The organism is Hymenobacter seoulensis (assembly GCF_054780535.1).
In genome coordinates this window covers 116,714-123,924 of sequence record NZ_BAAGWD010000007.1, presented here as the reverse complement: position 1 = coordinate 123,924, position 7,211 = coordinate 116,714, and the positions used below count along the sequence as shown (strand labels likewise).

4 protein-coding genes are annotated in these 7,211 nt (G+C 62.8%); 1 reads left to right on the top strand and 3 read right to left on the bottom strand.

The features are described 5' to 3' along the window. From ACYVHC_RS20155 to ACYVHC_RS20145, 3 genes are all read right to left on the bottom strand, one after another. Positions 1 to 705: phosphatase PAP2 family protein (locus ACYVHC_RS20155; protein WP_460615534.1), on the bottom strand; the 705-nt coding region annotated here is incomplete at its 3' end. A 241-nt stretch (positions 706 to 946) separates the two neighbouring features. After that, positions 947 to 3,373: a TonB-dependent receptor gene (locus ACYVHC_RS20150; RefSeq protein ID WP_460615533.1), complete on the bottom strand. Its 2,427-nt coding sequence runs from the start codon at positions 3,371 to 3,373 to the stop codon at positions 947 to 949. Between the two features lie 86 nt (positions 3,374 to 3,459). After that, positions 3,460 to 3,894, bottom strand: a complete 435-nt coding sequence (locus tag ACYVHC_RS20145) for a PepSY-like domain-containing protein (protein WP_460615532.1) — start codon at positions 3,892 to 3,894, stop codon at positions 3,460 to 3,462. Between the two features lie 280 nt (positions 3,895 to 4,174). On the opposite strand from ACYVHC_RS20145, the gene ACYVHC_RS20140 reads away from it, so the two are divergent. Next, the gene (locus ACYVHC_RS20140) at positions 4,175 to 7,195 is read left to right on the top strand and encodes a Tn3 family transposase (RefSeq protein WP_460615531.1); all 3,021 of its coding nucleotides are present in this window, start codon (positions 4,175 to 4,177) and stop codon (positions 7,193 to 7,195) included. The last annotated feature ends 16 nt before the right edge of the window (positions 7,196 to 7,211 follow it).

Genomic DNA, 7,211 nt, shown 5'->3' with positions numbered 1-7,211 from the left:
AATGGGACGCCAACTCAACGTCAGGCCCGGCGTGCCGCCACCGAAGTAAGCCGGAGCAACGTTCAGGCCCACCAGTAAGGGCTTGCGTCCCCAACGGTGGCTATGGGTAAGATAAGCGAGGTGAGCGGAGAAAATACCTATACCGGCACCGGCAAATACGTCAGCTTCCCAATGCTTGTTATTGATCATGCGTAGCACGCCCACGCTCGTTGCCACGGTGTAAGCCCCGATGCCGTACCACGGGCTTTTGTCGCGCAGCTCGGTATGTACAATGCTGGCGGCCAGGAACGCCTGGGCCGTGTGGCCCGACGGAAAGGCGTACGCCTGGCCATTGGGCCGGTCAATGTTGGTGAGCCGCTTCGTTATATGGACACTGGCCAGCATTATCGCTTCCGACTTAGCGATAAGCAGGAGCGTGTTTACCCGGTCATCGTGCAGCTCCATGTTAAACGTCGACAGGATGGCGAGGCCTGCGTAGGGCGTGAACTGCAAGAAATTGTCCGCCTGGGTCCGCCAGCCGCCCAGATGCTCCTCAATTTCTTCGCGCGCCTCGAAAGAGCTATACATTCCATTGTTCTGGATAGTACTAACGCCGAACCCGATCAGCAGCGCGGGCACAATGCTGGCCCGGACCAGCTTGCGCTGGAAAAATGGTTTTGGTGTCTTGCCATCCTCTGATTGCGGGATGTTTTCCTGTCTGAACAAGGAATCGGTCGGGGCCGATAGTGCCTTGTACCCGGCCTGTGCCTGCAGGCTTCCCGGGACGCCAAGAAGAACGAAAGCGGTGACTACCGTGCGAAAAGTGACCCTAAAAGACATACGTGGGCAGCGGGCGTGAAGTACTAGACCCTGGACACTATCTTGTGATGCTCAGAGTATATTCAAACCTAGAAGGCAATTCTGGCGGAAATCTGGATTACCGACCAGTGCCGCGATATGTATTCACCTACTCAAAGCCCCCACCTGCCTCGTCGGCCTCGCTTTTGCGCGGCGAGCGGCTCGTCTGATTCTGGCCGAAGCGGTAGGCAAAGCCCAGAAAGGCCATGCGCGATTCCCGCTTGAGCCGGCTGTCGGTCAGCAGCCCCGGCCCGGTCAGGGTAAAGTCGTAGCGCAATGTGTTGAATACGTCGGCCACGCGCAGGGTAAGGGTGCCCCGGTCACCGAGCACAGTGTGTTTGGCAGCAACATCCACGCTGACGTTCTGCCGGCGCTGCCCCTGCGACGTATTGATGGGCGAGCGGTAGTTCAGGGCCACCTGCAGGTCGAGCTTTCTGGTGGGCGAGAATGTGTTGTTGATTCGGGTGGCGTACACCTGACTGGCCGTGTGGATGGGCGTGCCGTCGAGGGAGGCTCCCCGGATGAGGCGGCGAAAAGTAGACGCCGTGCCGTTGAGCTTCCAGAAGGACGTAACCGGGCTGGCCCCGACCAGCTCCAGGCCAACGGACGTTTCCTGGCCCAGATTCTGGCGGGTAGTGCTGGTCACCACATCGCCGGTGAGCGGGTCGGTGAGCACCCGGCGAAAGCCCTGGGCGGTGTTGGTTTCGAGCCGGTAGAAGGCCGTGGCGCTCAGGCTGCAGCCCCCGGCAAACGTCTTCTCCCCGCCCAACTCCACGGCGTGCACGTACTCGGGCAGTAGCGTGGGGTTGCCCGTGACCAGGTTCAGGGGGTCGGCGCGGTCGGTGAACGGGTTAAGCTCGCCCGCATCGGGGCGCTCAATGCGCTGGCCGTAGCTGAGCTGCACCCGTGCGTCGCGCGGCAACGCATAGACCAGTACAGCGCTGGGAAAGAGGTCGACATAGTGCTGGCTAAACTGCTCGCCGGATGCGCGCTGGTTGCCCTGGAGCGTGGTTCGCTCGGCCCGCAGCCCCAGCTGGTAGCTGAAGTTGCCCCGGGCGCCGGCATACAAGCCGTAGGCAGCCTGCACGTACTGGTTATACAAAAATCGATTGGAGGGGTCGAAGGTCAGCGCCGGAGACCGGCTAAGCCGGTAGTCCAGGTCGTAGCGGCGCAGGGTGCTGCGCAGGCCGGCTTCCAGACGGCTTTTTTCGCCCAGCGGGTGGGAATAGTCTACCTGGGCGGATGCCTGGGCCGTGCGGTTCACCGTGCGCTGCTGCTGGGTAACCAGGGTGTTATCGGCCGGATACCGACTGGCCGAGGCCACCGCATTGTCAGCCAACAGCGGCGTGTACACGGCGCTGGCGGTCAGCTCTCGCCCCTGCTGCTCGGCCCAGGTGCGCCGGTAGTCGAGCGTGACGTCGGCCGAGCGATACGTGCCGGTGCCGTCGTTGTCCCGGCGGTTGGTACCGGCGCGTACCGGCCGGTCGCCGGCTGTGGTGTTGACCTGGCGCGAGTCGAGGGTTTCCTGATTATCCTGCCGGTTGAAGCGCGGCTGCACGGCCAGCGTCAGCGTTTGCTCCGGCGTGAGGGCGTAGTCCAGCCCCAGGCGTAGGGCATGCGATGTTTGGGTGGCCACTCCGGTGCGGTCCTGGCGCAGCTGCAGGATAGTATCCAGTGTCGTCGTGGTCTGGTCGAGGAGCCCGGTGACGCGGCGCCGGTCGCGCCGGAAGTCGTAGGAGCCGAAGGCATTGAATTTGCCGTAACGGTAATTCAACCCCAACGACGTGTTGTACTTGCCGCCGGTGCCGGCCGTGGTGCTGGCCTGGCCGTTGAGCCCGTCGCGCTTTTCCTTTTTGAGTACGATGTTGAGAATGCCGCCGGCCCCGGCGGCATCGTAGCGGGAGGAAGGGTTGGTAATGACCTCCACGCTCTGGATGGCGCTGGCCGGTAGCTGGTCGAGGGTCGTCGTCGTGGGCTTGCCGTCAATGAACACCGTTACGCCGCTGGAACCGCGCAAACTCACGGCCCCGTTCTGGTCCACGCTGACCGAGGGCACGTTCTGCAGCACATCCAGGGCCGTGCCGCCGGTCACGGTTAGGTCCTTGCTCACGTCAATCACCTTCTTGTCCAGGCTGCCGCTGAGTACCGGCCGCTCAGCCGTTACCACCACGTCCTGCAGTTGGGCGGCTATGGCCCGTAGGCGCAGGGTGCCCAAGGCTAGGGTAGGCACGGCGGCACTCAGGCGGATGGGCCGGCGGCCAGTGCGGTAGCCTACCACCGTAGCCCGCAGCGAATAGCTGCCCCAGGTGACTTGTTCCAGGGCAAACCCCCCGGTTTCCGAGGTTTGCGCCCCAGCCACGAAGCTCGAATCCTGGGCCCGCAGCAGCACCACGTTGGCAAAGGGCAGCGGCTGGCCGGTAGCCGCATCCAGCAGCGTGCCGCGCACCGAGCCGGTCTGGGCCTTCAGCAGCAGGGGGCAGCCAACTAGCAGCAAGACCAGTAGGGGCAGCGAACGTGCCCGTGTAAATACATCCATAGAAGTAAACGGCTGAGGGCAGGCCCGGACGAGGCCTGCCCTCTGGTGGACACCCTCTTTATTCGGGAAGCTCTCCGCACGAAGGTTTATTTCTTGACCTCCGTGCCGTCAGCATTAAAGAGCAGGTCGCGCTTCTTGCCGGCCCGGCTTATTTCGGCCTCGTAGATGGTAGTGCCGGTGGCCGTTACGATTTTGGCCGCCTCGGTCACCTTATAGCCCTTGTACTGAGTAGTCAGGGCGGTGCGCACGGGAGCAGGTAGTTGGGAAACAGCTAGTTCAGTTTCGGTTTCCAGCAGTGTGCCGGTGGGCGTAATCACCACCGACAGTTTCTTTTCACCCCGCTCGTAGCCGGCTTCGTAGTTGGCATCTTCCTTTTCCCACTTCACGCCCTTGGCGGCGGGGTGGGCTTGCCTGAAGGTAGCCACCACGGCGGCCGGCACTTGCTTTTCAGCTAGTTTCTGGGCGTGGACGGAGAGGGCGGCCAGCGGCAGCAGGGCCAGCAGCAACAGGTACTTCTTCATGAGGTAGGAAAGTAAGGGAAGGGATAACACAAACCTACCCACCCATTCTGTCGGCATTCTGGCGTAGGACTTTTTCTAGCAGCAGCCTTTTTCATGGTTGTATACACCAAAAGCAGGCAGCATGTCAGGATGTAGTATACCCAGGAGCTACTGCCCGCTGAGTGGGAGATTACCGCTTGTGGCTTGTTGGCCATGGGGGCAGCCACATCTATCCCGTGCCCGGAAGAGGCTCTAATAAAGTCCGTTATTGGGTGAGTATTATACTTTCACCGGTTTCTTCATGCCCGTAGAATTCCTCAGTGACGAGCAGGCCGCCCGCTACGGGCGCTACCATGCCGACCCTAGTCCGGAGCAATTGGCCCGCTTCTTTTATTTGAGCGTAGATGACCTGGCGTTTGTGGCTCGGCGGCGGCGGCGGGCCAACCAGCTCGGTTGTGCCGTGCAGCTCTGCACGCTACGCTACCTGAGCACCTTCCTGCCCGACCCCACCCAGGTGCCGGTCGTTGTTGTGGAAATGGTAGCCGCGCAGCTGCACATCGCGCCCACGGAGCTGGCGGCCTATGGCAAACGGGTCAGCACCTGGTACGAGCACCAGACGGCAGTACTCGCCTATTCGGGCTATGTACCCTTCGAGGCTGTTCAGGCGTTTCGGCTCACCCGCTGGCTTTACGCGCAGGTAACTACCAGTACCGTACGCCCCAGCATCTTGTTTGACCTGGCAACCGCCCATCTGGTTACCGTGCGCGTGGTGCTCCCCGGCGTTACGGTGCTGGCCCGCCTGATTGCGCGGGTGCGCGAGCGTAGCGGCCGCCATATCTACCGCCAGTTGGTTAGCCGGCTGAACGCGACGCAACAAGACGCACTGGAGGCGTTGCTGTTCGTAGCTTCCGGGGAGCGCCTCACACCGCTGGAGGTGTTGCGCACATCCCCGGCCCGGGTTTCTGCCCCCGCACTGGTGGCCGCCCTGCAACGTCTGGATCAGATTCGGTCTATCGGCGTAGGCGATGTATCGCTGCGCGACCTGCCGCAAGCCCGGCTGGCCCGGATGGCCCGGCACGCGCAGCTGGCCTGGGCCCAGCCGCTCTTGCGCATGGGGCAGGAACGCCGGTTGGCGACGCTGCTGGCCTTCGTGCAGGCGCTGGAACGCACGGCTACCGACGACATTCTGGAGCTGTTTGACGGGCTTATGAGCGCGCTGGCCCTACGCGGAGAAGCCAAACGCCGACGTGAGCGGCTTCGCTCCCTCAAAGACCTGGATCAGGCTGCGCTGATTTTACAACAAGCCGTGCGCATCCTGCTCGACGAGACGGTACCCGATGCGGTCCTGCGGCAGCAGGTGCTCGGCTCCCTTGGCGAAACAGCGCTGCGGGAGGCAGTGGATGCGGTGCAGAGCCTAGCCAGCAGCGAAGATGACCCAATACTGCAGGTATTAGCCGGCAGCTACGCCACGGTCCGCCGCTTTTTGCCCGCGCTGCTCGATGGCCTCGCCTTCGAGGGCTCCCCGTCGGCTAAACCACTGCTCGACGCCTGGCACTTCTTGCAGCAGCAGGAACAGCCCGGCCGGGGACGGCCCAAATGGAGTACTGCCCCCGCGGTGGTTATTCCCAAAAGCTGGACCCGGCGCGTCTTTCCCGGCAAAGGCGAAGTCAACCCGCAAGTGTACACGCTCTGTGTGCTGGACCGGCTGCACCAAGCCCTGCGCCGCCGCGAGGTCTTCGTGCTGAGTAGTGAACGGTTTGGCGACCCGCGGGCCGAACTGCTCCGGGGAGAGGCCTGGGAGTCGGCGCGGGATTCGGTAGCCCGAGCCCTGGACCGTTCCACCGACCCGGCCGTGGAACTGGACCGCATGCAACAGCAACTGCATGCGGCTTACACCGAAGTAAGTGGAAATCTGGCCCAGAACACAGCCTTGCAGCTGCTTCAGGCCAACGGCCAGCCCTACATTACCTTGACTCCGCTGGCCGCGCAGGAAGAGCCGGCCAGCCTGACACATTTGCGCGAGCAGCTGGCCGGGCAGCTGCCCCCGGTTGAGTTGGCCGCGTTGCTGCTGGAAGTCGAGGCCTTTACCGGCTTTGCCAGCGCCTTCACCCATGTAGCCGATGGACAAACGGCCGCGACGGACCTGCCCTTGAGCATCTGCGCTGTGCTCCTGGCCCAAGCCTGCAACATCGGTTTGAAAACCGTAGCCCGGGCCGAGGTGCCGGCCCTGACGCTGCCCCGGCTCTCGTGGGTGCAGCAAAACTACGTTCGGGTCGAAACCCTGACCGCCGCCAATGCCCGGCTGGTCGACGGCCAGGCGCAGCTGCCTCTGGCGCAGGCCTGGGGCGGCGGGGAGGTGGCGTCGGCTGATGGGATGCGCTTCGTCGTCCCGGTGCGCACCATTTACGCGGGCTGGAACAGCAAGTATTTCGCTTCCCAGCGCGGCGTGACCTACTACAACTTCACCAGCAACCAGTTCTCGGGCTTCCACGGCATCGTTATTCCCGGCACTTTACGGGACTCCCTTTTCATCCTGGCTGGGCTGCTGGAACAACAAACCAGCCTCGATCCGCACGAAATCATGGCTGATACGCACGGGTTTAGCGAAGTGGTGTTTGGACTCTTTTCGTTGCTGGGCTTCCGCTTCAGTCCCCGGCTGGCCGATCTGCCGGACCAGCGGTTCTGGCGCCTCCACAAAGAAGACGACTACGGTCCGCTCAACGAGCTGAGCCGTCACGTCATCAATGCCCGGCTTATCGCCGAACACTGGGACGACATGCTGCGGCTGGCCGGCTCGCTCAAACTAGGCAAGGTCAAGGCCACGGCTGTGATGCGCACCCTGCAACGGGCAGGTTCTTTGTCGGGCCTGGGGCGGGCGGTGGCCGAGTTGGGGCGGGTAGAGAAAACCCTCTATCTGCTCGCGTATGTCCACGATGAGGCCTACCGGCGACGCATCCTGGTGCAGCTCAACCGGGGCGAAGGCCGCCACGCGCTGGCCCGCGCGGTCTTCCATGGCAAGAAAGGTGAGCTGCGCCAACGGTACCGCGAGGGTATGGAAGATCAGTTAGGGGCTTTGGGGTTGGTCGTGAATGCCCTCGTACTGTGGAACACGCGGTATTTACAGCAAGCGCTGCAACAGTGGCCAGCAACGGAAAGACCGCTGGTGCCCGACGACGTGGCCCGCCTGTCGCCCTTATTGCACGAACATGTGAATATGTTGGGACGCTATGACTTTACCTTGCCCGAAAGCATCGCGGCGGGACAGCTACGCCCGTTGCGCAATCCCGAAAGCTGGCAGGAGCGGTTTGTGCCCGTAGAGTGAATAATCTCGCAACTGA

Excerpts from the sequence above, each read along its gene's own strand:
- ACYVHC_RS20145 (WP_460615532.1), bottom strand. The coding sequence starts at position 3,894 with ATGAAGAAGTACCTGTTGCTGCTGGCCCTGCTGCCGCTGGCCGCCCTC.
- ACYVHC_RS20150 (WP_460615533.1), bottom strand. The coding sequence starts at position 3,373 with ATGGATGTATTTACACGGGCACGTTCGCTGCCCCTACTGGTCTTGCTG.
- ACYVHC_RS20140 (WP_460615531.1), top strand. The coding sequence starts at position 4,175 with ATGCCCGTAGAATTCCTCAGTGACGAGCAGGCCGCCCGCTACGGGCGC.